This is a genomic window from Mycobacterium intermedium, from assembly GCF_002086275.1.
GTDB classification, from domain to species: Bacteria; Actinomycetota; Actinomycetes; order Mycobacteriales; family Mycobacteriaceae; genus Mycobacterium; species Mycobacterium intermedium.
Genome location: NZ_MVHT01000068.1, coordinates 14,421 through 36,568, shown reverse-complemented (window position 1 = coordinate 36,568; position 22,148 = coordinate 14,421). Strand labels below are relative to the sequence as shown.

The window sequence follows — 22,148 nt, the reverse complement described above, 5'->3', positions numbered from 1 at the left end:
GGTCGGCGTCGAAAAGCTCGCGGGCGCGGGCCTTCTGGCCGGCGGGGCCAAGAAGAAGGACGCGGACACCTGGACACCGGCGGGCCGGTACGGGGCGGTGGCCGGTATCGACGGCAGGATCGGCACCGAGACCATGCCGGGGGTATTCGCCCAGATCGGGATCGAATACGGCCACAAGTACGGCGGCACCAGCTTCGAGCTGTTCGCCAAGATCAGCGAGAAGAACCACGCCCACTCCACGCTGAATCCGCTTGCGTCATACCAAAAACGCTTCACCCTGGAACAGATCATGAACGACGTCATGATCGCCTACCCGAACACCCGCCCGATGTGTTCGGCGAACTGCGATGGCGCCGCGGCCGCCGTGGTATGCAGCGGTGAGACGCTGAAGACGCTGTCGCTGGAGCAGCGCAGGCGCGCGGTCAAGGTGTCGGCGTCCGTCCTGACGAGCGACCCCTACGAAGAAGGCTGCCAGGTGTTGCCGAACGTCAACACGCTGACCCGAAAGGCCGCCACCATCGCCTATGAGCAGGCGGGCATCGGTCCGTCCGACCTCGACCTCGTCGAGTTGCACGACTGCTTCGCCACCGCCGAACTGGTGCACTATGACAACTTGATGCTGTGCGAAGAAGGCGGTGCGGCCGACTTCTTCAACTCCGGCGCAACCTGGCGCGACGGCTCCACCCCGGTGAACGTTTCCGGCGGGCTGGAGTCCAAGGGCCATCCGATCGCGGCCACCGGTATCGCGAACATCTGGGAGATCTGCCACCACCTACGGGGCGAGGCCGGCGAGCGGCAGATCGAGGACGCCAAGGTTGGCCTGGCGCATGTGATAGGACTCGGCTCGGCGTGTGGCGTGCACGTGCTGGAGCGCTCGGCGGTCTGACGGTCGCCTGGAACGTCGTCACGCCGCCGAGCGTGCGGTTAATGCACTGAAGCGCAAAGGGTTTGGTCCAAAGCCCCCACATTCGGCGTGATCCGCGGCGGGCAGGAGAGTTGGAATTCTGCCGCAGCAGGGCAACACTTGGTCGATGCGGGCGATAATCGCGCGGGATCGCGCGGCAGGAATCGAGGGCCTTGCACTGGCGGAGCTTTCCTACCCCCACGCAGCGGAGAACGACGTCATTGTCCGGGTTCATGCAGCCGGGTTCACCCCGGGCGAACTCGACTGGCCGGCCACGTGGACCGATCGAGCCGGAAACGACCGGACCCCCACCGTTCCCGGCCACGAGGTCTCCGGCGTCGTGGTGGAGTTGGGTTACGGAACGACAGGGTTGGCCGTCGGCGAAAGAGTGTTCGGGATAACGGACTGGTGCCGGAACGGCTCGCTGGCCGAGTTCGTGGCCGTGGAGGCGCGCAACTTGGCGGTGCTGTCGCCCGGTGTCGACCACACTGTGGCCGCGGCGGTGCCGATTTCGGGTCTGACGGCGTTGCAGGCGCTGTTCATCCACGGACATCTCGAAACCGGGCAGACCGTCCTGATTCACGGAGCTGCGGGTGGTGTCGGTTCGGTTGCAGTGCAATTGGCGCTGGAGGTTGGGGCGCGGGTGATCGGGACCGGCCGGGCCGCTCACCGGGAGACGGTGCTCGGTTTGGGCGCGGAGATCTTCGTGGACTTGGCCTCGGAGTGGGACAAGCTGGTGAGCCTCGGCGAGGTAGACCTGGTGCTCGACGTGTTCGGAGGTGAAATCCTCCGCCGTTCAACGCCTTTGGTCCGCTCCGGCGGCGTGATCGTCAGCATCGCCGAAGCTCCACCCGCCGCACCCGACGGCGGACGGGCCGTTTTCTTCGTTGTGGAACCCGATCGCGTGGGACTTGTTGCGCTGGAAGCCAGGCTGCGTGATGGGCGGCTTCGCCCGCTCGTCGGGCACACCTACCCCCTCGACCAGGCTCTCGCGGCCTTCGCCCCGTCACGCCGCGGTCGTGGCAAGCCGATCATCCGCGTCGTCGACGGCGGCTAAAAGGGCAACGCAAGTGAGAGTGGGCCGATGCCGAACTCTCTGTTCCCGATGAGTTCGAATCCACGGTTGTTGTCGCCAATGTTGCCCACGCCGAAGTTGCGGTCCCCGATGTTGTCGAAGCCGACGTTGTTGTTGCCGACGTTGCCGCCGCCGAAGTTGTAGCTGCCGATGTTGTTGTCGCCGAAGAAGTTCAGGCTGCCGTAGTTGTGGCTGCCGAAGTTGAAGCTGCCCCTGTTCCCGTCACCGAAGTTGAGCACGCCGCTGTTGTTGCTGCCGAAGTTCAAGAATCCCTGATTGTGGTCACCGGTGTTGAACAGTCCCAGGTTGCCGGTTCCCGGGTCCAAGAAACCTAGGCCGGTTGCGTTGAGCAGCGTCTCCTGCGCTTGGACGGCCGTGTGGTAGGCGGCGGTGCTGAAACCGATGCTGAGGGACCAACCGAAGTAGTCAACGCTGTTGGTGACTTGGGACACGTGCAGGTAGGTGTTGATACTGGCGAGGTGCATTGCGGCCGCGAGGCTCTGCTGTACTCCCGGCACGCTGACGGGACTCGAGGCACCCGGTGCGCCGTTGCTGCCCAGCGGTCCGGTTGCCCCGTGCAGCCCGGCACTGCTGAAGACGAGTCCACCCGGTCCGCCGGAACCGCCGCCGCCCGGAGTGCCGGCGATTCCGAAGACTCCGCCGGACCCGCCGAGGGGGGGCCCGCGGCCACCTTTGCCGCCGGCGCCGGGGGCGCCGCCGTCACCCCCAGTACCGCCGTTGCCGAACAGGCTGGCGCCCGAACCGCCCGCGCCGCCTGTCCCGCCGGTGCCACCAGTGCCGCCGGTGCCGCCCAACCCGTTGATGGTTTGGGCCGGGCCGCCATTGCCGCCCGAGCCCGCTGCACCGCCGATCCCGCCGGAGCCACCGTGGCCGTAAAGCAGGCCGGCGTTGCCGCCGGTGCCGCCGACGCCGCCGTCTCCTCCCACACCGCCGGTATGCCCGGATCCGAAGACGGTCCACCACTCCGTGCCCCCGACCCCGCCTTGTCCTCCGGCCCCGCCCGCGCCACCGTTCCCGCCGTTGCCGTAGAGCATTCCGCCGGTACCGCCCACACCGCCTGCGCCACCCCGGCCTCCGAGTCCGCCCTGACCGGCCGCGGGCGTCGAGCCAGGCCCACCGGCTCCGCCCGCGCCACCGGCACCTCCGGACCCCCACAGCCAGGCCGCTCCGCCAGCACCTCCGGCCTGGCCTTCGGCATCGGGCAGTCCCGCCGCGCCGGTGCCCCCGGCGCCGCCGTTACCGATCAACCCGGCCGCCCCGCCATTGCCGCCTGAACCGTGAAAACCGTTGCCGCCGTTGCCCCAAAGCAAGCCACCCGGCTGACCATCGGGATTCGCGGCGGTGCCCGCGGCGCCGTCGCCGATCAGCGGACGCCCCAGCAACGCGTTGGTGGGCGCATTGACAGCACCCAGCAGTTGCTGCTCCACCATCTGCAGGGACCCGGCGTTGCCGGCTTCGGCCGTGGCGTAGCTCGTCGCTCCGCTCTTCACCAGTTGCACGAACTGCGCATGGAATGCCTCGGCCTCAGCGCTGAGCGCCTGGTAGGCCTGCGCGTGTGAACCGAACAGCGCGGCAATGGCCGTCGACACCTCATCGGCGCCGGCCGCCAACAGCCCGGTGGTCGACGGCGCCGCCGCTGAGTTGGCCTGGGTCAGCGCAGCTCCGATATGCGCCAAATCCGTTGTCGCCGCGTCAACCAACGCCAAATCGACACCCAATAAAGACATGACAAAGCCCTCACAATTCCTGGATCAATTCGTCCGGCCACGGGCGACGGCTACACACCGTTACCGGCCGGGTGGCCCGGCGCAGGCACTGCTAGAGGCGCCGAGGACTCAATTCCTCCGCATTGGCTGGCTCCCGCTCGGACGTCATTGGCCGAGGACACAGCCCATACGATTCATTGCCAAATACGATACATAGATGTATTCGATATGCAATCCACTTATGCACCAACGGGACTCGAGCTTTCGTCCGCGTCAATTTCTGGGGAAGGAGGGTAGGAGAAACGGTAATCGACTACGGCACAGTGGATTTGCCGCACAAGGCGGGACGACCCCGGTCAGTCAGCGCAGCGACTCATGTGGCAGTTGTGGTACTTGGGGCAGGTCGGCGACATTGGTCACATCGGGGCTAAGCTGCCAGCGTGAAACGTGTCGCAGCGATCGCCGCTGTTGGGCTGGCTGTCACGGCGACGCGACGTTACCTCGCTGCCCGCGACGCCGTGGCTCGGGTGGCGCCCGACCTTCGCAGCCCGCTGCTCCCGTTCCTGCCTGAAGGCCGTCGGGCGTTGCCGCTGCCGTTGGCCCGCTTGCAGTCGCGGCTGGTCAGGACGTCCTGGGGTCCCGGGGTCACGGTGACCACGCGGCACGCCGGTGACCCGAGCGTGCCGGTGCTGATCGCCAGGCCGAATAAGCCGGAAGAGCCGGATGAGGGCCATTCGCCACGACCCGCTGTGCTCTGGATCCATGGTGGGGGCTACATCGTGGGGTCGGCTCGGCTGGAGGCGTTTGCGATCGGCCGAGTCGCACGGGATGTCGGAGTTGTGGTGGCCTCGCCGGACTACCGGCTCGCGCCCGAATACCCGTTTCCCGCTGCGCTCGACGACTGCATGGCAACGCTGCGCTGGATGCGTGCCAACGCCGAGGAACTGGGCATCGACCCGGAACGGATCGCCGTGATGGGGGGCAGCGCCGGGGGTGGCCTCGCCGCCGCCGTCGCGCAGCGCAGCCACGACGAGGGAATCCCGCTGCGGGCGCAGGTGCTGATCTATCCGATGCTCGACGACCGCACCGCATTGCGTGCGGAGCACGCCGGACGCGGCCGGTTCATGTGGACACCCGCAGCCAACCTGTTCGGCTGGACCTGTTACCTGGGTCGCCGGCCGCGGGCGTCGGATGCCCCGGACTACGCGGCACCGGCACGCCGCGCAGACCTGCGTGGCCTGCCCCCGGCCTGGATCGGCGTGGGCGAACTCGACCTGTTCTACGACGAGGATGTCGAGTACGCCGAGCGGCTGACGGCCAGCGGTGTTCCATGCACCCTCGTCACGGTTCCCGGGATGTATCACGGCGCCGAGTTGCTGGCGCCGAAGTCATTGACTGTGAGGCATTTTCATGCTGGCGCACAGGATCATCTACACAAATATCTCTGACGTGGAATGCAGCGTGCGGACGACGGCGTTGTAGACATGCGTGACTATTCGCCTTGGATTGCAGATACCCAACTTCTCCTACAACACGCCGGTCGCCGAACTGTTCCCCGCCGTCATCGCTCAAGCTCAGGAGGCCGAAGCCGCCGGTTTCGACACCGTCTTCCTGATGGACCACTTCTATCAGCTACCCGGCCTCGGCGAGCCCGACGAACCCATGCTCGAGGCCTATACGGCGCTGGGCGCGCTGGCCACGGCCACAGAGCGGGTGCAGCTGGGCACCCTGGTGACGGGCAATACCTATCGCCAGCCGACACTGCTCGCGAAGGTGATCTCGACTTTGGACGTCGTCAGCGGCGGCCGCGGAATTCTTGGCATCGGGGCCGGTTGGTTCGAGCTCGAGCATCAGCAACTCGGCTTCGAGTTCGGCACGTTCACCGAGCGTTTCGAAAAGCTCGAAGAGGCGCTGCAGATCATCCTGCCGATGTTGCACGGCGAGCGGCGCAGCTTTTCCGGCAAGTGGTACCACACCGAGAACGCGATCAACGAGCCGCGCTATCGGGACCACATTCCGGTCATGCTCGGCGGCAGCGGCGAGAAGAAGACATTCCGGCTGGCCGCCCGCTATGCCGACCACCTCAACATCATCGCCGACATCGACGACCTGCCCGCCAAGGTTGAGGTGCTCAGGCAGCGCTGCGTTGAGATCGACCGCGATCCAGCAACGTTGGAGACCAGCGGGCTGCTCACGCTGGTGGTCGACGGGTACGACGCGCCGAGCGACATCGGCGAGGCGCAGGGCGGGCGGGCAGTGCGCGGAACGCCCGATCAAATCGCCGACGAGATCAAACGACGCGTGCTCGACGCCGGCATCGACGGCGTGATCATCAACCTTCCGACGCACCGTCACACGCCGGGAGTCATCACCAAGGTTGGCGAAGCGCTCAGGCCGCTGGTACAGCCGTAAGCAACGGGCTCACTGCGAGTCAAGGTCTGGAGCCGACGGTGCGCCCGTCGCCAGGGCAACCCGGGCATCCAGCTGTCCGCTCATCGGTCCACCAGGCCCGTCGTCAGCAGCCGCCGCGGCTCCGGCCGCCCGTCCAGCATCCGCGTGGTGCGTTCCACGATCTGCCATTGATTGTCGTTGCGCCGCAGGACAAACCGATTGGCGCCGGCGCGAGCCACGACAAAGTGCTCACCGCGTTTGACCACCAACAGTGATTCGCAGACCGCTACCGCGGCGTCGCCGTCGACGGACACCACCGCTGGGCCGAGGAAATGGCAGCAGCCCCGGCCGATGAGGCCCTGGTGGGCATCGGAGCGCACCATGGCCTCGACGTCGGCGCGGCTGTGCATCGGCCAACCTTCGACGTCATAGCTGCCGTCGGGTGCCCACAGCGCGGCGGTCGCTTCGGCCTCTCCGGCATCCACGAGCGGACCGTAGGAAGCGATGAGCCGTTCGATCGCCCGCTCGTCCTCGATCTGTTGCAAGCGCCGCTCTATCTCGGCGAGCCGTCCGTCGGTCAACGCGCGTCTCCTTCCTTCACCGTTGACTCTGCGTCCAGGGCGGTTGCTACTCGAACTTTTTCGCCCTGGACGCAGCATCAACGCTCATTTGGGCGGGACCCGGGAGCCCCCAGCAACTTCTCCATGAACCGGTGCGTGCCGAGGACGACCTTGGCGCGGTCGGGGTCGTTGCGGCGCGCGACGTCGTCGGCGTTGCCTCCGGCCACATACACCGGCCCGTTGGAAAGTTGTTGCAGGCCTTCACGAGCCACGTCCGCGGGCTCGGCGACGCGCATGCCGGACACGTTGAAGTTGAGTCCGACCCGCTCCATGGCGGGGGTACGGGTGACACCGAGCACCAGTTCGAGCACGTCGACGTTGTACTCGCGCAACTCGAGCCACAGGCTCTCGGCGAAAATCCGTCCGAACGCTTTCACGCCGCCGTACACGCTGTGGCGCATCGAACCCAGATAACCGGCCATCGACCCGACCATCAGGATTCCGCCGCGCCGGCGCTCGCGCATCGGGCGACCGAAGTGCTGTACCAGCGCGAGCATCGTGCCGATGTTCAAGTCGATCACCCGCGCAAAGTCCGCGAGGTCACCGTCGAGGAAGTGTTCACTGCACGTGTTGGCACCCGCGTTGTAGATCAGCAGCCCGACCTCGACGTCGGCGGTGATCTCAATTACCCGGGCGACGGCGTCGTCGTCGACCAGATCGAGCTCGAGGGTGCGCACTTCGACACCGCGGGCGCGGCAGGAATCGGCGGTCGCAGCGAGCGGGCCCGGCTTCCTGGCGATCAGAACAAGATTGATGCCCGCATCGGCCAGCTGGAAAGCGAACTCCGCGCCCACGCCCTCCGATCCGCCCGCCACCACCGCCCACGGCCCATAACGCGAGAGATCCGCCATGGGTTAGATCCTCGCGCAGCAGGCGCCGAGCAGCAGCAACGGCCCCGAAAACTTGGGCCGCGCGAGAAACCGAAAGGGAAAGCGTGCCGAGAACGTGCCGAGACGAGGAAGCTAGGCCGTCCGGCGGATGGCGCGGCGGCCGAGGCTGCCCTTGAGCAGCATGTCGCGCTCGGATTCCGACAGCCCGCCCCACACTCCATACGGTTCGCCAACCTCGAGTGCGTGAGTACGGCACTCGTCGATCACCGGACAACGCCGGCACATCTCCTTGGCCCGCTGCTCGCGTTGCATGCGCGCGCGGCCGCGCTCACCATCAGGGTGGAAGAACATCGACGAGTCCTGGCCTCGGCACAGGCCCTGCAACTGCCAGTTCCAGATGTCTGCGTTGGGTCCAGGTAGCTGCTCCGGTTGTGGCATAAGTCTGTTCCCTCCAAGTGAACGAGGAAGTTCGCGAACCTGCGAGTTGTGCAACTGAATTGGAGTGCAGTCACCGATGACCACCTGTCGCAGTAGACGCTAAGGTGCTCTATGAATTTCCGTCAATAGCCGCTAGGCGTGGCGAAAAACAGGCCCCAAGGTAGATAATTAACTCCCCGTTCATCTGTCCCGCCATTATCGAAGACTAGATGTGCTAACCGCATCGCTTCGTTACGGAGATTCCCCAGCTCAGGCTGCGGACGTTAGCGCGACGTAATTAACCCACGCAGCGCTGTGAGTAATATTCCGGTAACCCAGAACGCACAAACTTTTTACGATTCGGAGCCCAGCTATCACGGTGATCGAAACTAGCAACGGTTCGATTGGGGATGAGCTGCCTCCGACGTCGGCTTCGGCGCGGCCTGCGACCTTGCTGGCAGCCGCTTTCGGCGACCAGCCGAACACCTGGCCGCTGCCTACCGCAACCACCCCGAACCAGCTGTGGCTACGGGCCGTCGCCGCCGGCGGACAGGGCCGATACGGCGTCGCATACAGCGATCTCGCGCAGTTGCGACGTTCCGTCACGAGTGGCCGGTTGGCTTCCCTGGCGCACAGCACCCAGGCGTCGTTCCTGCGTCAACTTGGGTGGCACACGCTGGCCCGTGGTTGGGACGGCCGTGCGCTGGCGCTGGCCGGGGACGATCCGGAGGCCGGTTGCGATGCCCTGGTCGGATTGGCGGCCGACGCGCTCGGCATCGGCCGCCTCGCCGCGTCGGCCGCGCTGTTGGCCCGCGCGGAGACGCTGCCGGTCGACGAACGTCAGGCGGTGCGCAGGCGTTGGGTGGCGGCCGAGTTGGCGATGGCCGGAGGAGACGGGGCAACGGCGGTCAGTCACGCGCAGGAAGCGGTCGAATTGGCGCAGGCCATGACCGTTTTGTCGGTGCGACACCGAGTCAAGAGCGACGTCGTGCTGGCGGCGGCGTGCTGCAGCGCCGGAAACATCGACCGCGCTTGTGCCGTCGCCGAGGCGGCTTTGGACGCGACCGGGCAATTTGGGCTGGTGCCGCTGCAATGGGCACTGAGTTGCTTGCTGATTGATATCGGCAAAGTCACGCTTTCGGCACATAAATTGCGCGAACTCGTCGATATCCGCGATATTTGTGCAGGTCAGGTACGGGACGCCGGCGGAAATTGGCGTTCTGCTTGAAATGCAGTCCGACCGTTATGGTCTAGCAGTGTCTTAGCTGGCTCGGGGCTTGTCTCGAAGGCTTGTCTCAGCGCCAGGATGTGTCCGCTTCGTAACGTTGGAGATATCACCGTCGATGACAATTGAAGGCGAACGTCTCGACGCTGTGGTCGCGGAAGCCGTGGCGGGGGACCGGAACGCGCTTCGGGAGGTGCTGGAGACCATCCGTCCAATCGTCGTCCGATATTGCCGAGCGCGAGTCGGCACGGTCGAGCGGAGTGGCCTGTCAGCAGATGACGTGGCACAGGAGGTTTGCTTGGCCACCATTACGGCGTTGCCGCGCTACCGAGACCGAGGACGTCCGTTCCTGGCCTTCCTGTACGGCATCGCGGCTCACAAGGTTGCCGACGCGCACCGCGCCGCGGGCCGTGATCTGGCGTACCCCGCCGAAGAGGTACCCGAGCGCCGGTCGTCGGACGCAGGCCCGGAACAGCGTGCGATTGAGGCGGATTCGGTGAGCCGGATGAATGACCTCCTCGAAATCTTGCCTTCTAAGCAACGCGAGATCCTCATCCTGCGCGTTGTCGTTGGCCTGAGCGCGGAGGAGACCGCCGCCGCGGTGGGTAGCACCACGGGAGCGGTACGGGTGGCCCAGCACCGCGCACTTCAGCGGTTAAAAGACGAACTCGTTGCGGCAGGTGACTATGCATAATTCAGGGCGTAATTCCGGACGCAATTTCGAACCGGACTTCGGGTCGCGCAGCGATCCGCCGGCGCTGGACGAACTGACCCACACCGATCTGCTGTTGGATGCGCTGGCCGAGCGGGCCGACGTCCGGCTCGGAGATCCCGACGACGACGCGCTTGCCACGCTGCTAGGGGAATGGCGAGACGACGTGCGGTGGCCACCTGCGAACACGCTGGTGTTGAAGGACCAGGCGATCGCGGCGTTGGAAGACGGACTCGCGGAGCGCCGGCGCACTCGTCGGGGCATGGCCGCAGTCGGGTCGGTGGCGGCAACGGTGTTGGCGTTGAGCGGGTTTGGCGCCGTGGTGGCGGATGCCCGCCCGGGCGACGCGCTGTATGGCTTGCACGCGATGCTGTTCAGCGAACCGCGGGTCAACGACGACCAGATCGAGTTGTCGGCCAAGGCGGAGCTGGCGAAGGTCGAGCAGATGATCGCCCAGGGCCAGTGGGACCAGGCCCACACCCAGTTGGCGGAGGTCAGTAGCACCCTGCAGGGGGTGAACGACGACAACCGCAAGCAGAACTTGCTGAACGAAGTGAATCAGCTGAACACGAAGGTGGACAGGCGCGACCCCAACGCGCAGGCCCCCCAGACCGCACCACTGGTGCCGCCGTCTGCGCCGCAGTCGACGCCGACGTCCGTCCCGACGGTAAGCCCGACAACAACCCCGCAGGATGGGGTCACGCTCAGCACGACCCCGTCGCCGTCGGCGTCCCCGTCATCTCCGTCGACGACCCCGGGCACGACGGAGTCCGAGCCGCCCCCTTCGGCCACCGAGCCTTCGGACTCGACCACACCCGCGCCGACGACCACGTCGAAGTCAAGGCACAGGTCGCACAAGTCGTCGGAGACGCCGACCGAACCGCCGGCGGAGCCGACACCGTAATCAGCCGTAAATAAGGAGCGCTCAGAGGTGGCGGCGGAAACCGTCCGCGTCTGACGTCGCTTCGTTGAGCGAGGCGTCCGCGTACCCGCGGCAGTAGTCCCAGGTGACGTACGCGTCAGGTTCGGGGTCGTACGCCGGCTCGTGCGGACGAACCGTGCCGTCGATCAGGAGCTGCAAAAGATTGGCGCGCAGCATGTCCCAATCGTGGTAGTGGTCTTGCTGGCACTCGTCGCAGCACACCACCAGCCCGCGTATCCCTCTGTGCGCCAGCAAAGCCTCGTAAACGGCCAAATCAGCCAAGTCGGCTTCGACGGCCATACGCTCTTGCTGATCAAGGGGCTGTCCCGGCTCGACGGCCTCCAGCGCCGCCGACGGGTCGCAGGGGTCGTCGGCAAACGGGTCAGGCGGCAAACCCGGTGGGAGGTGGTCGCGCACGCCTCTAGACTACGCAAGCGGGCGGACATATTGCCAGAAATTCCCGGGCGCCCCGTTCGTGGCGGCCCGTCTGGCGGTTTGGTTGGTCTGGGTATCCAACACGCCAGGCGCGCACCAAAAGCTGCGAGTGGGGCACGGTGCGGAAGCCGATAGGATGGATTTCTCATCTGACGCATGCGTATGGAGGGCTTCCAGATGTCCCGTGGCATGTCCGGCCTCGAAGAAAGCTCCGACCTGGTCGGCAGCCCTTACGTGCGCGACGCTTCCGTTTCGGGGCTCGCGGGCGAATCGGTGCCGACGGGCGGCGACGACCCGCACAAGATCGCGATGCTGGGTCTGACCTTCGACGACGTCTTGCTGTTGCCGGCGGCGTCTGACGTGGTGCCCGCCACGGCGGACACGTCGAGTCAGCTCACCAAGCGGATCCGGCTCAAGGTGCCGCTGGTCAGCTCCGCAATGGACACCGTCACCGAGTCGCGGATGGCGATCGCGATGGCTCGCGCCGGCGGAATGGGTGTGTTGCACCGCAATCTGCCCGTCGCCGAACAGGCCGGCCAGGTCGAGATGGTCAAGCGGTCGGAGGCCGGCATGGTCACCGACCCGGTCACCTGCCGTCCTGACAACACGTTGGCCCAGGTAGACGCGCTGTGCGCGCGCTTCCGCATCTCCGGTCTGCCCGTCGTCGACGACGACGGCGCCCTGGTCGGCATCATCACCAACCGCGACATGCGGTTCGAGGTCGACCAGAGCAAGCAGGTCGCCGAGGTGATGACCAAAGCCCCACTGATCACCGCGCAGGAAGGCGTTAGTGCGTCAGCGGCGCTGGGCCTGCTGCGCCGCCACAAGATCGAGAAGCTGCCCGTGGTCGACGGTCGCGGCCGTCTGACCGGGCTGATCACCGTCAAAGACTTCGTCAAGACCGAACAACACCCGCTGGCCACCAAGGACAGCGACGGTCGGTTGCTGGTGGGCGCGGCGGTCGGCGTCGGCGGTGACGCCTGGGTCCGCGCGATGATGCTGGTCGACGCCGGGGTCGACGTGCTGGTCGTCGACACCGCGCACGCGCACAACCGGCTGGTGTTGGACATGGTCAACAAGCTCAAGCTCGAGGTCGGTGACCGCGTCGAGGTGGTCGGCGGCAATGTCGCCACCCGAGCCGCGGCCGCCGCTCTGGTCGACGCCGGGGCGGATGCGGTGAAGGTCGGGGTGGGGCCCGGTTCGATCTGCACGACGCGGGTGGTGGCCGGCGTCGGCGCCCCTCAAATCACGGCGATTTTGGAAGCCGTCGCGGTGTGCCGGCCGGCCGGTGTGCCGGTGATCGCCGATGGCGGGCTGCAGTATTCCGGTGACATCGCCAAGGCGCTGGCCGCCGGCGCGTCGACCACCATGCTCGGTTCGCTGCTGGCCGGCACCGCCGAGGCGCCGGGCGAGCTCATCTTCGTCAACGGCAAGCAGTACAAGAGCTATCGCGGCATGGGGTCGCTGGGCGCCATGCAGGGCCGCGGCGGGGCCAAGTCGTACTCCAAGGACCGTTACTTCGCCGACGACGCGCTGTCCGAAGACAAGTTGGTACCCGAAGGAATCGAGGGCAGGGTGCCGTTCCGCGGCCCGCTGAACTCGGTGATCCACCAGCTCACCGGCGGGTTGCGGGCCGCCATGGGTTACACCGGCTCGCCCACCATCGAGGTACTGCAGCAGGCCCAGTTCGTCCGGATCACCCCGGCGGGCCTCAAAGAGAGCCACCCGCACGACGTCGCGATGACCGTCGAGGCGCCCAATTACTACGCACGCTGAGCTGACGGGCACACCGAACATGGTTGAAATTGGCATGGGCCGCAACGCCCGCCGCACCTACGAACTGAGCGAAATCAGCATCGTGCCCTCGCGGCGCACCCGCTCGTCCCAGGACGTGTCCACCGCCTGGCAGTTGGACGCCTACCGGTTCGAGATCCCGGTGCTGGCGCACCCGACCGACGCGCTGGTCTCGCCCGAGTTCGCCATCGAACTCGGGCGGCTCGGCGGGCTGGGCGTGCTCAACGGCGAGGGGTTGATCGGCAGGCACGCCGACGTGCAGTCCAAGATCGCCCAGGTCATCGAGGCAGCCAGCAAGGAGCCGGAACCGTCGGCGGCGATCCGGCTGCTGCAGGAGCTGCACGCGGCACCGCTGGACCCGGACCTGCTGGGCGCGGCGGTGGCGCGGATCCGGGAAGCGGGCGTGACCACCGCGGTGCGGGTGAGCCCGCAGAACGCCCAGGCGCTGACCCCGGTGCTGCTGCAGGCCGGCATCGACCTGCTGCTCATCCAGGGCACGATCGTCTCGGCCGAACGAGTGGCCAGCGACGGTGAGCCGCTCAACCTGAAGACGTTCATCTCCGAGCTCGACATACCCGTCGTCGCCGGCGGGGTGCAGGACCACCGCACGGCATTGCACCTGATGCGTACCGGAGCCGCGGGCGTCATCGTCGGCTACGGCTCGACGCGAGGCGTGACCACCACCGACGAGGTGCTGGGGATCAGCGTGCCGATGGCGACCGCGATCGCTGACGCCGCGGCCGCGCGACGCGAATACCTGGACGAGACGGGCGGCCGTTACGTCCACGTGCTGGCCGACGGTGACATCCACACCTCCGGCGAGCTGGCCAAGGCGATCGCCTGCGGCGCCGACGCGGTGGTGCTCGGCACGCCGCTGGCCGAGTCCGCCGAAGCGCTGGGCGAGGGCTGGTTCTGGCCTGCCGCTGCGGCGCATCCGTCGTTGCCGCGTGGGGCGCTGCTGCAGATCGCCGTCGGTGAACGGCCTCCGTTGGAGCGGGTGCTCAACGGGCCGTCTGACGACCCGTTCGGCAGCTTGAATCTGGTCGGGGGTTTGCGCAGGGCGATGGCCAAGGCCGGGTATTGCGACCTCAAAGAGTTTCAGAAGGTCGGCTTGACAGTGGGCTGCTGAGGGGTGCCGGTTTAGCTTCGCTGTAAAGCGGTTCATACTGCATCGATGAAGCCGGACTATGACGTTCTGATTATCGGGTCGGGATTCGGGGGTAGTGTCAGCGCGCTGCGTTTGACCGAAAAGGGCTATCGGGTCGGCGTGCTGGAAGCTGGTCGGCGTTACGAAGACCACGAATTCGCCAAGACCTCCTGGGACCTGCGCAAGTTCCTCTGGGCGCCCAAGCTGGGCTGCTACGGCATTCAGCGCATCCACCCGCTGACCAACGTGATGATTCTGGCCGGTGCCGGCGTGGGCGGCGGGTCACTGAACTACGCCAACACCTTGTACATACCGCCGGATCCGTTCTTCAACGACCCGCAGTGGCGGGACATCTCCAACTGGCGTTCCGAGCTGATACCGCACTACGAGCAGGCGCAACGGATGCTGGGCGTGGTCTACAACCCGACCTTCACCGACGCCGACCGCATCATCAAAGAGGTTGCCGACGAGATGGGCTGCGGCGACACCTTTGTGCCGACCCCGGTCGGGGTGTTCTTCGGGCCGGACGGCACCAAGACACCGGGCAAGACCGTGCCCGACCCCTACTTCGGCGGCGCGGGACCGGCGCGCACCGGTTGCCTGGAATGCGGCTCGTGTATGACCGGATGCCGCTACGGGGCCAAGAACACGTTGCTCAAGAACTACCTCTATCTGGCGGAATCCGCTGGCGCAGAGGTGATTCCGATGACGACGGTCAAGTCGTTCGAGCAGCGCTCCGACGGTCTGTGGGAAGTCAGCACGGTGCGCACCGGCAGCTGGGTGCGACGCGATCGGCGCAAGTACACCGCTTCGCACCTCATCCTGGCCGCCGGCACCTGGGGCACCCAGCACCTGCTGTTCAACATGCGCGACGCCGGCAAGCTGCCCAAGCTGTCGAAGCGGCTGGGCGTCCTGACTCGCACCAACTCCGAATCCATCGTCGGCGCAGCCACGTTGGAGGTGAAGCCGGATCTGGACCTGACCCACGGGGTCGCGATCACCTCGTCGATCCACCCGACGTCGGACACGCACATCGAACCGGTGCGGTACGGCAAGGGCTCCAACGCCATGGGGTTGCTGCAGACGTTGATGACCGACGGCGCGGGACCCGAAGGCACCAATGTGCCGCGCTGGAAGCAGCTGCTGGACCAGGCGAGGACGGATCCGAAAAACATGCTGCGGCTGCTGAATCCGCGACAGTGGAGCGAACGCACCCTGATCGCGCTGGTGATGCAGCACCTGGACAACTCGATCACCACCTACACCAAGCGCGGCAAGCTCGGCATTCGCTGGTACTCCAGCAAGCAGGGCCACGGAGAGCCGAACCCGACCTGGATCCCGGTCGGCAACCAGGTGACCCGTCGCATCGCCGAGAAGATCGACGGTGTTGCCGGAGGCACCTGGGGTGAGCTGTTCAACATCCCGCTGACCGCCCACTTCCTGGGCGGCGCGGTGATCGGCGACAGCCCCGAGAAGGGCGTCATCGACCCCTATCACCGCGTCTACGGCTACCCGACGCTCTACGTGGTGGACGGCGCCGCGATCTCGGCGAACCTGGGTGTCAATCCCTCGCTGTCCATCGCCGCGCAGGCCGAGCGAGCGGCGTCGCTGTGGCCGAACAAGGGCGAAAACGACCAGCGCCCGGCGCAAGGTGAGCCATACCGGCGGATGGAGCCGATCGACCCGCTGCACCCGGTGGTGCCTGCCGACGCGCCCGGCGCGCTGCGCCGGTTGCCGCAGCAGGAGATCCTTCCGCAGGCCGACGTCAGCTGAGCGGGGTACGGCTGGCGCTGCTCTGCTAGCCGGCCGCCTGGCCGGGCCGCTAGCCCGCCAACGCCAGCGGCGCCCCGCTGATCACCCGGCTGTGCTGCCCGTGCACGTTGACCGGGACGTCACCCATCAAGGTGACCCGGTGCATGACCCGGTGCTGGTTGTCGTAGTCGTCGATCGCCCGGTGCTGGGTGGCCCGGTTGTCCCAGACGGCGACGTCGCCCGATTCCCAGTTCCAGCGGATGGTGTTCTCCGGCAGGGTGATTCGGCGCTGCAGAATGTCGAACAACAGGTTCGACTCATGGCTGTCCAGGCCGACGAGATTGCGGACGAAGTCGCCGAGCACCAAGCTGCGCTCGCCCGTCTCCGGGTGCACGCGCACCACCGGATGCTCCGTCCGGAAGTCGGGCTCCTCGAACACCCGGCGGAAGGCTCGCTGCGCCTCGGTCGACGTGTCGGGCGCCTCGCCGGTGGCCCCGCCGGCGCCCCCGCCGGCGGCATAGTCGTAGCGGTTGGAGTGCACGGCCCACAGGTGTTTGGTGAGCGACTTCAGCGGCTCGGGCAGGTCCTCGTAGGCGGCGGCGGTATTGGCCCAGAGCGTCGAACCGCCGTAGCTGGGCAACGTGACCGCGCGCAAGATCGACGCCGCTGGGTAGTTGGCGGCAAACGTGACGTCGGTGTGCCAGCGGTTGGCCTTGCCGAAGACCGAATTGATAGGCGTGATGACCGGCGCATCGGCGGCGAAGGCGGTGGCGGCCGGGTGCGCGACGGGGGTGCCCAGCAGTCCGGCGAATGCCAGTTGCTGCGCGTCGTCGAGGTGGTGCTGGTTGCGGAAGAAGATCACTTTGTGGGCCAGCAGTGCCGCCCGGATTTCGTCGACCACGGCCGGGTCCAGGTCGCCGCCGAGGCGAACACCGCTTATCTCGGCACCGATCCGGCTGCCCAGCTTTTGCACTCCGATCAAATTGGTGGTGGTCATCATGATGTGTCCTTACCTGGGTCTTCTGGTGTAGTCAGTTGACTACATTGGAGCCTACTGTAGTCGACTGACTACACCCGGTGCAAGGGGCATTTTTGCGGTCCGTTACCGTAGACCGATGACTACACGGTCCGCACGGTCTGCGAGGGCGTCGCGCGGCAAGATCCCCACCGGTCGGGATGAGGTTGCGGCGGCGGTGTTGGAAAGCGCCACAGACCTTTTCGCCGAACGCGGGCCGGCCGCCACGTCGATCCGCGACATCGCCGCAAGGTCGAAGGTCAACCATGGTTTGGTGTTCCGCCACTTCGGCACCAAGGAACAGCTGGTGGGTGCGGTGCTCGATCACCTGGGCACCAGTCTGTCCGAATTGTTGCACTCCGACACCCCGCCCGACGTCATCGAACGCGCGCTTGACCGGCACGCGCGGGTGCTGGCACGAGCCACGCTGGACGGCTATCCCGTCGGGCAGCTGCAGAAGCGGTTTCCCAACGTTGCCGACCTGCTCGACGAGGTGCTTCCCCGCTTTGACGATGAGTCAAAGGCGCGCTTGGCGGTCGCCAATTCCCTTGCACTGCAATTTGGTTGGCGGCTGTTCGCACCGATGCTGCGCTCGGCGACCGGTCTTGACCAGGTGCCCGAAGAGGAACTGCATCAGGCGCTGGCCGCTGAGGTCGCCCGGATGCTGGAACCCCGCTGAAGTAGGGTCAGCGCGGTGGGGAAAGTCGATGGGGATGGCGAGCACGCCACGAAAACCCTGATCCTGACCGACAACGTCCACGCCCACGCCGTGGCGTTGGAACTGCAGGCCAGTCACGCGGGGATCGATGTCTATCAGTCCCAACACGGTCAGCTGTCCGACGTCCCGCGGCTGAACATCACCGAGCGGGCCGCGGAGGTCATCGAGCGCTACGACCTGCTTCTTTCCCTGCACTGCAAGCAGAAGTTTCCTGCCGAGCTGATCGAACAAATCAGGTGTGTGAACGTTCATCCGGGGCTCAATCCCTACAACCGCGGCTGGTATCCGCAGGTGTTCTCGTTGATCAACGGGTTACCGGTGGGAGTGACGATCCACGAGATCGACGAGGAACTCGATCACGGCCCGATCATCGCCCAGCAGGAGTGTGCGATCGAGTCGTGGGATACCTCGGGGACCGTCTACGCCAGGCTTATGGAAGTCGAGCGTCAGCTGGTACTCGAACACTTCCCGGCCATCCGTGACGGCGGTTATCAGACCACCCAGCCGCCCAGCGAAGGCAACCTCAACTACAAAAAAGACTTCGCCGCGCTGCGCGAGCTGGACTTGACCGAACGCGGCACGTTCGGTGCTTTCCTGAACCGGCTACGGGCGCTGACGCACGACGAGTACCGCAACGCCTGGTTCGTCGACGAGTCGGGCCGCAAGGTGTTCGTCCGCGTGGTGCTCGAACCCGAGCAAGCCTGAATCGGCCCGAATCGGCGCTGTTTCGCGCTACTTCGTGATCGACCGGGCCATGGCACGCCGGTGTACCGGCTCACGACCCGGGGGTTGCGGCGGCGGCGGTAGCAGCGGTTTGCGCTTGCGCACCGGGAAGGTGGACGGCTTTTCGGTGGTCAGGGTGATCTCTTCGCCGGCGTGCCGGATGTTCAACTCGCCACCCGGACCGTCGCGCAGGGTGTAGGTCACGTCGTCGTGGTTCGCGTCCACCGTCAGTCGGAATCCCTGCCAGCGCAGTCGAAACCGCAGGCGCGAAATGCCGTCCGGCAGATGGGGATCGATGGACAGGATGCCCTCGTCGTCACGCAGTCCGCCAAAACCGTTCACCAACGCCATCCACGCTCCGGCCAGCGACGCCATGTGCAGGCCGTCACGAGTGTTCTGGTGCAGATCGCGAAGGTCGATCAGCGCCGCCTCGTAGGCATAGTCATGGGCCAGTTCCATGTGACCTACCTCGGCGCACATGACGGCCTGGGTGCAGGCCGACAGCGAGGAGTCGCGCACCATGCGCCGCTCGTAGTAGTCGACGTTGCGGGCTTTCTGCTCGGGTGTGAACGCGTGGCTCTGCCATTGCATCGCCAGCACCAGGTCGGCCTGTTTGATCACCTGCGCGGGATAGAGGCGCACGTAGGCCTCGTGCAACAGCAGCGGGTAGGTGGTATTGGTCTCGAAGTCCCACTCCGCGAAGGTGGTGAATCCTTCGCATTGCTGGTGGACGCCCAACTCCTCGTCATAGGGGATGTGCACGGCGTTGGCCGCGTCGCGCCAGGCGGCCATTTCCTCTGTGGTGACGCCCAATTCGCCGGCCTTGTCGGGGTGGCGGGCGCTGGCATCGGCGGCGGTGAGCAGATTGTGTGCCGCCATCAGGTTGGTGAAGACGTTGTCGCGCACGATCGCCGTGTACTCGTCGGGACCGGTGACACCGTCCAGGTGCCAGACGCCGTGGCGGTCGTGGTGGCCGAGCGACATCCACAACCGCGCGGTTTCGACGAGCACGGTCAGACCGCAGTCGGCTTCCAGCGAGTGGTCGCCGGTGACGGTGCGGTAGCGCTCGAAAGCCAAAGCGATATCGGCGTTGATATGCCAGGCCGCCGTGCCCGCCGGCCAGTAGGCCGAACACTCCTGGCCACGGATGGTTCGCCAGGGGAAGGCGGCTCCGTCGAGGCCCAGTTCGGCGGCGCGCTCCTTGGCGAGGTCCAATGTCGAGGCGCGCCAGCGCAGGGCGTCGGCGACCGCGTGCGGCAGGGTATAGGTCAGCACCGGGAGGACGAAACCCTCGGTGTCCCAGAACGCGTGGCCGTCATAGCCGGTGCCGGTGAGCCCCTTGCTGGGAATGGCGCGGCGTTCGGCGCGGGCGCTGGCTTGGACGAGGTGAAAGAGCCCGAACCGCACCGCTTGTTGCGATTCCGGGTCGCCCTCTACCTCCACGTCGGCGCAGTCCCAGAAGTCGTCGAGGTATTTGCGCTGCGCGTCGACCAGTCCCTGCCATCCGCTGTACTGCGCGCCATGCAGCGCGGCGGCGGCCTGGTCGCGCAACGCCGGCCGGGAACGCAGGCTGGACCACCCGTACGCCAGATACTTGACGATGCGCAGCTTTTGTCCGGCCCGCAGCCCGCAGATCACCGTGGTTCGGGCCAGGTCGGCGCGGGCGTCGGTGGAGACCTCGACGCGACCCGGTACTTCCACCTCGTGATCCATCGCCGCAGCCATCATCAGCGCGCTGGCGCGGGTGCGGTGCATGAGAACCGCTCTGGTGCCGCTGTATTCGTAATCGACGGCCTCCAACGGGTTTTCCAGGATGGCCGAAACCCGCGGGTCGTCCGAGGTCTGCGGTTGGTCCTCGTTGGTGACAAGTTCGGACTGCACGGTGACCCGGATGAAGTCTTCGACGGCCTCGACGACGTATTCGATGGCCGCGACACTGCGCTGCACGAGAGACACCAACCTGGTCGACTTGATCTTGACCTGCTTGCCGGTGGGGGTGCGCCAGTGTGCCTTGCGGCACAGCGTTCCGTCGCGCAGATCGAGAACCCTTTCGTGCGAGATCAATTCGCCGTAGCGGACATCGAAGGGCTCGTCGTCGACCATCAACCGCAGGATCTTTCCGTTGGTCACGTCGACGACGGTTTGGCCGCCCTCGGGATAGCCGTATCCGGCTTCCGCGTATGGCAGCGGGCGGATTTCGTAGAAGGAGTTCAAATAGGTGCCGGGCAGGCCGTACGGTTCACCCTCGTCGAGGTTGCCCCGCAAGCCGATGTGCCCGTTGGACAAGGCGAATATCGACTCCGACTGCGACAACAGGTTCAGGTTGAGCTTCGTCTCTCGAACCTGCCATGGTTCAACCGGGAAGGTTTCTTCGGTGATCATGACTGCAGCAGCTCGGCGAGGTCCGTTACCACCACGTCCGCGCCGTTGTTGCGCAAATCATCGGCGTGACCCACTCGATCGACTCCCACCACCAGGCCGAAGTTACCTGCCCGTCCGGCTTGCACGCCAGAGATCGCGTCTTCGAACACCGCGGCTTCGTCCGGAGTCACCTCCAACAGTTCCGCCGCGCGCAGAAAGGAGTCCGGCGCTGGTTTGCCGGCGATGTTTTCCTCACGCAATGTGACGCCGTCCACCCGCGCCTGGACGAAGCGGTCCAGGCCGGTGATCTCGAGCACGTCGCGAGTATTTGCACTCGACGACACGACGGCGATAGCCAGACCGGCCTGCGCCGCGGCCTCGAGGTAGCGCCGCGATCCGTCGAAAACCTCGACGCCGTCTTCTTTGAGGACTTTTTGGAACATGTCGTTCTTGCGGTTGCCCAAGCCGTTCACCGTCTCGGCATCCCCGGAGTCATCGGGATCGCCTTCGGGCAATTCGATGCCCCGACTGCTCAGGAAGGAACGGACCCCGTCTTGCCGCGGCTTTCCGTCCACATATTTGCGGTAGTCGGTCCCCGGATCGAAGGGAACGAATTCCGCTCCGGTGCGCTCGGCCCGTTGCTTCAGATATTCGTCGAACATGGCCTTCCAGGCCTTGGTATGCACGCTCGCGGTATCGGTGAGCACTCCGTCGAGGTCGAACAGGCAGGCGCGGACCTTATCTGGCAGACCGAGCACGGAGAACCTCACTTTCTGGCGTAGTTCAGGTGGATACCTAACTCCACACCATGGCTACCCTTTCGCCGCGCGCGACATGCACCGCGCGACGCACAGCACGGGACAACGACTTTCGAGCACCGGCGCGGCGAGCCGGGTTCGGCGGGCCGAGGAGTCGGTGGGGATCGGTGGGCTAGGCGTCGATCCAGCCCTGCTTGCGGGCCAGCTGCTCGAAGCCGCTGCGCACTTCGAGGATCTGCTGAGCGTTGAGCGCCGGGGTTATCCGCAATAGCTTCTCGGTGACGATGTGCAGAAATTCGTCGGGAGTAAGAACATCGAAGTAATCGTCACCGATCGCGCCCCCGTCGTCGTCTTCAATATCGGAATGGGGCTTGGCTGGTGCGTCCGCCAGCCGAACTTCCGTCGCAAACTTTCCGCGATTGCCTTCCTCGATTTCAAACGAAACCTGCACGCCCGGCTTGACCTTTCGCTTCTCTACTTCCAGATCGTTGACGTGCAGAAAAACGTCGTCTCCGCCGATGTCGGGAGCTATGAACCCGTACCCACGCACTTCATCAAAACGAACCACTTTGCCAACGTGTCGCACCCCTGAAACACCCCGCATCCACACTAGGTCCTACAT

At 66.0% G+C, this 22,148-nt stretch carries 21 protein-coding genes; 12 read left to right on the top strand and 9 right to left on the bottom strand.

The window, feature by feature from the left end:
- Both BST27_RS21300 and BST27_RS21295 read left to right on the top strand, forming a co-directional pair.
- Window positions 1-886, top strand: an 886-nt coding sequence (locus BST27_RS21300) for a thiolase family protein (protein ID WP_083148618.1), incomplete at its 5' end; no start/stop codon positions are given.
- A 145-nt stretch (window positions 887-1,031) separates the two neighbouring features.
- On the top strand, window positions 1,032-1,961 hold the full coding sequence (locus tag BST27_RS21295; protein WP_069417481.1) for an NADP-dependent oxidoreductase: 930 nt from the start codon (window positions 1,032-1,034) through the stop codon (window positions 1,959-1,961).
- Here the strand turns inward: BST27_RS21295 and BST27_RS35095 are convergent.
- Entirely contained in the window at window positions 1,958-3,727 is a 1,770-nt protein-coding gene (locus BST27_RS35095; protein WP_083148616.1) for a PE domain-containing protein, read from the bottom strand. The two genes, BST27_RS21295 and BST27_RS35095, sit on opposite strands and share 4 nt — an antisense overlap.
- Before the next feature lie 419 nt (window positions 3,728-4,146).
- On the opposite strand from BST27_RS35095, the gene BST27_RS21285 reads away from it, so the two are divergent.
- Entirely contained in the window at window positions 4,147-5,154 is a 1,008-nt protein-coding gene (locus BST27_RS21285; RefSeq protein WP_069417479.1) for an alpha/beta hydrolase, read from the top strand.
- Between the two features lie 40 nt (window positions 5,155-5,194).
- Window positions 5,195-6,118, top strand: a complete 924-nt coding sequence (locus BST27_RS21280) for an LLM class F420-dependent oxidoreductase (protein WP_069417478.1) — start codon at window positions 5,195-5,197, stop codon at window positions 6,116-6,118.
- 80 nt (window positions 6,119-6,198) lie between these two features.
- Here the strand turns inward: BST27_RS21280 and BST27_RS21275 are convergent, their stop codons facing one another.
- From BST27_RS21275 to BST27_RS21265, 3 genes are all read right to left on the bottom strand, one after another.
- Window positions 6,199-6,678 carry a nuclear transport factor 2 family protein gene (locus BST27_RS21275; protein WP_069417477.1) on the bottom strand — a complete coding sequence of 160 codons (480 nt, stop codon included), beginning with the start codon at window positions 6,676-6,678 and terminating at the stop codon, window positions 6,199-6,201.
- A 77-nt stretch (window positions 6,679-6,755) separates the two neighbouring features.
- Entirely contained in the window at window positions 6,756-7,568 is an 813-nt protein-coding gene (locus BST27_RS21270) for an SDR family NAD(P)-dependent oxidoreductase (protein WP_069417476.1), read from the bottom strand.
- Between the two features lie 111 nt (window positions 7,569-7,679).
- A complete protein-coding gene (locus BST27_RS21265) occupies window positions 7,680-7,985 on the bottom strand; it encodes a WhiB family transcriptional regulator (RefSeq protein WP_069417475.1) in 306 nt (101 codons plus the stop codon).
- A 394-nt stretch (window positions 7,986-8,379) separates the two neighbouring features.
- Here BST27_RS21265 and BST27_RS21260 point away from each other — a divergent pair, with 394 nt between their 5' ends.
- The 3 genes from BST27_RS21260 to BST27_RS21250 all read left to right on the top strand — a co-directional run bounded on the left by BST27_RS21260 (window position 8,380) and on the right by BST27_RS21250 (window position 10,805).
- The gene (locus BST27_RS21260) at window positions 8,380-9,192 is read left to right on the top strand and encodes a hypothetical protein (protein ID WP_069417625.1); all 813 of its coding nucleotides are present in this window, start codon (window positions 8,380-8,382) and stop codon (window positions 9,190-9,192) included.
- Window positions 9,193-9,307: 115 nt separating this feature from the next.
- On the top strand, window positions 9,308-9,883 hold the full coding sequence (locus BST27_RS21255) for a sigma-70 family RNA polymerase sigma factor (RefSeq protein WP_069417474.1): 576 nt from the start codon (window positions 9,308-9,310) through the stop codon (window positions 9,881-9,883).
- Window positions 9,876-10,805, top strand: a complete 930-nt coding sequence (locus tag BST27_RS21250; protein ID WP_069417473.1) for an anti-sigma-D factor RsdA — start codon at window positions 9,876-9,878, stop codon at window positions 10,803-10,805. Before BST27_RS21255 ends, BST27_RS21250 begins: the two co-directional genes overlap by 8 nt.
- Window positions 10,806-10,826: 21 nt before the next feature.
- Here BST27_RS21250 and BST27_RS21245 read toward each other — a convergent pair whose 3' ends face one another.
- Window positions 10,827-11,240: a DUF5319 domain-containing protein gene (locus BST27_RS21245; protein WP_065135424.1), complete on the bottom strand. Its 414-nt coding sequence runs from the start codon at window positions 11,238-11,240 to the stop codon at window positions 10,827-10,829.
- A gap of 195 nt (window positions 11,241-11,435) precedes the next feature.
- Here BST27_RS21245 and guaB point away from each other — a divergent pair, with 195 nt between their 5' ends.
- The 3 genes from guaB to BST27_RS21230 are packed head-to-tail and all read left to right on the top strand — an operon-like array spanning window position 11,436 to window position 15,972.
- A complete protein-coding gene (guaB, locus tag BST27_RS21240) occupies window positions 11,436-13,034 on the top strand; it encodes an IMP dehydrogenase (RefSeq protein WP_069417624.1) in 1,599 nt (532 codons plus the stop codon).
- 19 nt (window positions 13,035-13,053) lie between these two features.
- On the top strand, window positions 13,054-14,181 hold the full coding sequence (locus tag BST27_RS21235) for a GuaB3 family IMP dehydrogenase-related protein (RefSeq protein WP_069417472.1): 1,128 nt from the start codon (window positions 13,054-13,056) through the stop codon (window positions 14,179-14,181).
- Between the two features lie 45 nt (window positions 14,182-14,226).
- Window positions 14,227-15,972: a GMC oxidoreductase gene (locus BST27_RS21230; protein WP_069417471.1), complete on the top strand. Its 1,746-nt coding sequence runs from the start codon at window positions 14,227-14,229 to the stop codon at window positions 15,970-15,972.
- Between the two features lie 49 nt (window positions 15,973-16,021).
- Here BST27_RS21230 and BST27_RS21225 read toward each other — a convergent pair whose 3' ends face one another.
- Window positions 16,022-16,948, bottom strand: coding sequence for a TauD/TfdA dioxygenase family protein (locus tag BST27_RS21225; protein WP_069417623.1), 927 nt, complete (start codon window positions 16,946-16,948; stop codon window positions 16,022-16,024).
- Between the two features lie 118 nt (window positions 16,949-17,066).
- Here BST27_RS21225 and BST27_RS21220 point away from each other — a divergent pair, with 118 nt between their 5' ends.
- Together BST27_RS21220 and BST27_RS21215 are read left to right on the top strand one after the other, a co-directional pair.
- On the top strand, window positions 17,067-17,645 hold the full coding sequence (locus BST27_RS21220; RefSeq protein WP_069417470.1) for a TetR/AcrR family transcriptional regulator: 579 nt from the start codon (window positions 17,067-17,069) through the stop codon (window positions 17,643-17,645).
- Between the two features lie 15 nt (window positions 17,646-17,660).
- Window positions 17,661-18,389, top strand: coding sequence for a dTDP-4-amino-4,6-dideoxyglucose formyltransferase (locus BST27_RS21215; RefSeq protein WP_232007140.1), 729 nt, complete (start codon window positions 17,661-17,663; stop codon window positions 18,387-18,389).
- A gap of 27 nt (window positions 18,390-18,416) precedes the next feature.
- On the opposite strand, the gene BST27_RS21210 is transcribed toward BST27_RS21215, so the two are convergent.
- The 3 genes from BST27_RS21210 to BST27_RS34570 form a co-directional block, all read right to left on the bottom strand.
- Complete coding sequence (locus BST27_RS21210) at window positions 18,417-20,789, bottom strand: glycoside hydrolase family 65 protein (protein ID WP_069417469.1); 2,373 nt, start codon at window positions 20,787-20,789, stop codon at window positions 18,417-18,419.
- On the bottom strand, window positions 20,786-21,538 hold the full coding sequence (locus BST27_RS21205; protein WP_372515485.1) for a beta-phosphoglucomutase family hydrolase: 753 nt from the start codon (window positions 21,536-21,538) through the stop codon (window positions 20,786-20,788). The genes BST27_RS21210 and BST27_RS21205 overlap by 4 nt, the downstream gene beginning before the upstream one ends.
- A gap of 160 nt (window positions 21,539-21,698) precedes the next feature.
- Window positions 21,699-22,094, bottom strand: coding sequence for a cold-shock protein (locus BST27_RS34570; protein WP_197518061.1), 396 nt, complete (start codon window positions 22,092-22,094; stop codon window positions 21,699-21,701).
- Window positions 22,095-22,148: the final 54 nt, after the last annotated feature.

Excerpts from the sequence above, each read along its gene's own strand:
- BST27_RS21295 (WP_069417481.1), top strand. The coding sequence starts at position 1,032 with ATGCGGGCGATAATCGCGCGGGATCGCGCGGCAGGAATCGAGGGCCTT.
- BST27_RS35095 (WP_083148616.1), bottom strand. The coding sequence starts at position 3,727 with ATGTCTTTATTGGGTGTCGATTTGGCGTTGGTTGACGCGGCGACAACG.
- BST27_RS21270 (WP_069417476.1), bottom strand. The coding sequence starts at position 7,568 with ATGGCGGATCTCTCGCGTTATGGGCCGTGGGCGGTGGTGGCGGGCGGA.
- BST27_RS21265 (WP_069417475.1), bottom strand. The coding sequence starts at position 7,985 with ATGCCACAACCGGAGCAGCTACCTGGACCCAACGCAGACATCTGGAAC.
- BST27_RS21255 (WP_069417474.1), top strand. The coding sequence starts at position 9,308 with ATGACAATTGAAGGCGAACGTCTCGACGCTGTGGTCGCGGAAGCCGTG.
- BST27_RS21250 (WP_069417473.1), top strand. The coding sequence starts at position 9,876 with ATGCATAATTCAGGGCGTAATTCCGGACGCAATTTCGAACCGGACTTC.
- guaB (WP_069417624.1), top strand. The coding sequence starts at position 11,436 with ATGTCCCGTGGCATGTCCGGCCTCGAAGAAAGCTCCGACCTGGTCGGC.
- BST27_RS21235 (WP_069417472.1), top strand. The coding sequence starts at position 13,054 with ATGGTTGAAATTGGCATGGGCCGCAACGCCCGCCGCACCTACGAACTG.
- BST27_RS21230 (WP_069417471.1), top strand. The coding sequence starts at position 14,227 with ATGAAGCCGGACTATGACGTTCTGATTATCGGGTCGGGATTCGGGGGT.
- BST27_RS21225 (WP_069417623.1), bottom strand. The coding sequence starts at position 16,948 with ATGACCACCACCAATTTGATCGGAGTGCAAAAGCTGGGCAGCCGGATC.
- BST27_RS21220 (WP_069417470.1), top strand. The coding sequence starts at position 17,067 with ATGACTACACGGTCCGCACGGTCTGCGAGGGCGTCGCGCGGCAAGATC.
- BST27_RS21210 (WP_069417469.1), bottom strand. The coding sequence starts at position 20,789 with ATGATCACCGAAGAAACCTTCCCGGTTGAACCATGGCAGGTTCGAGAG.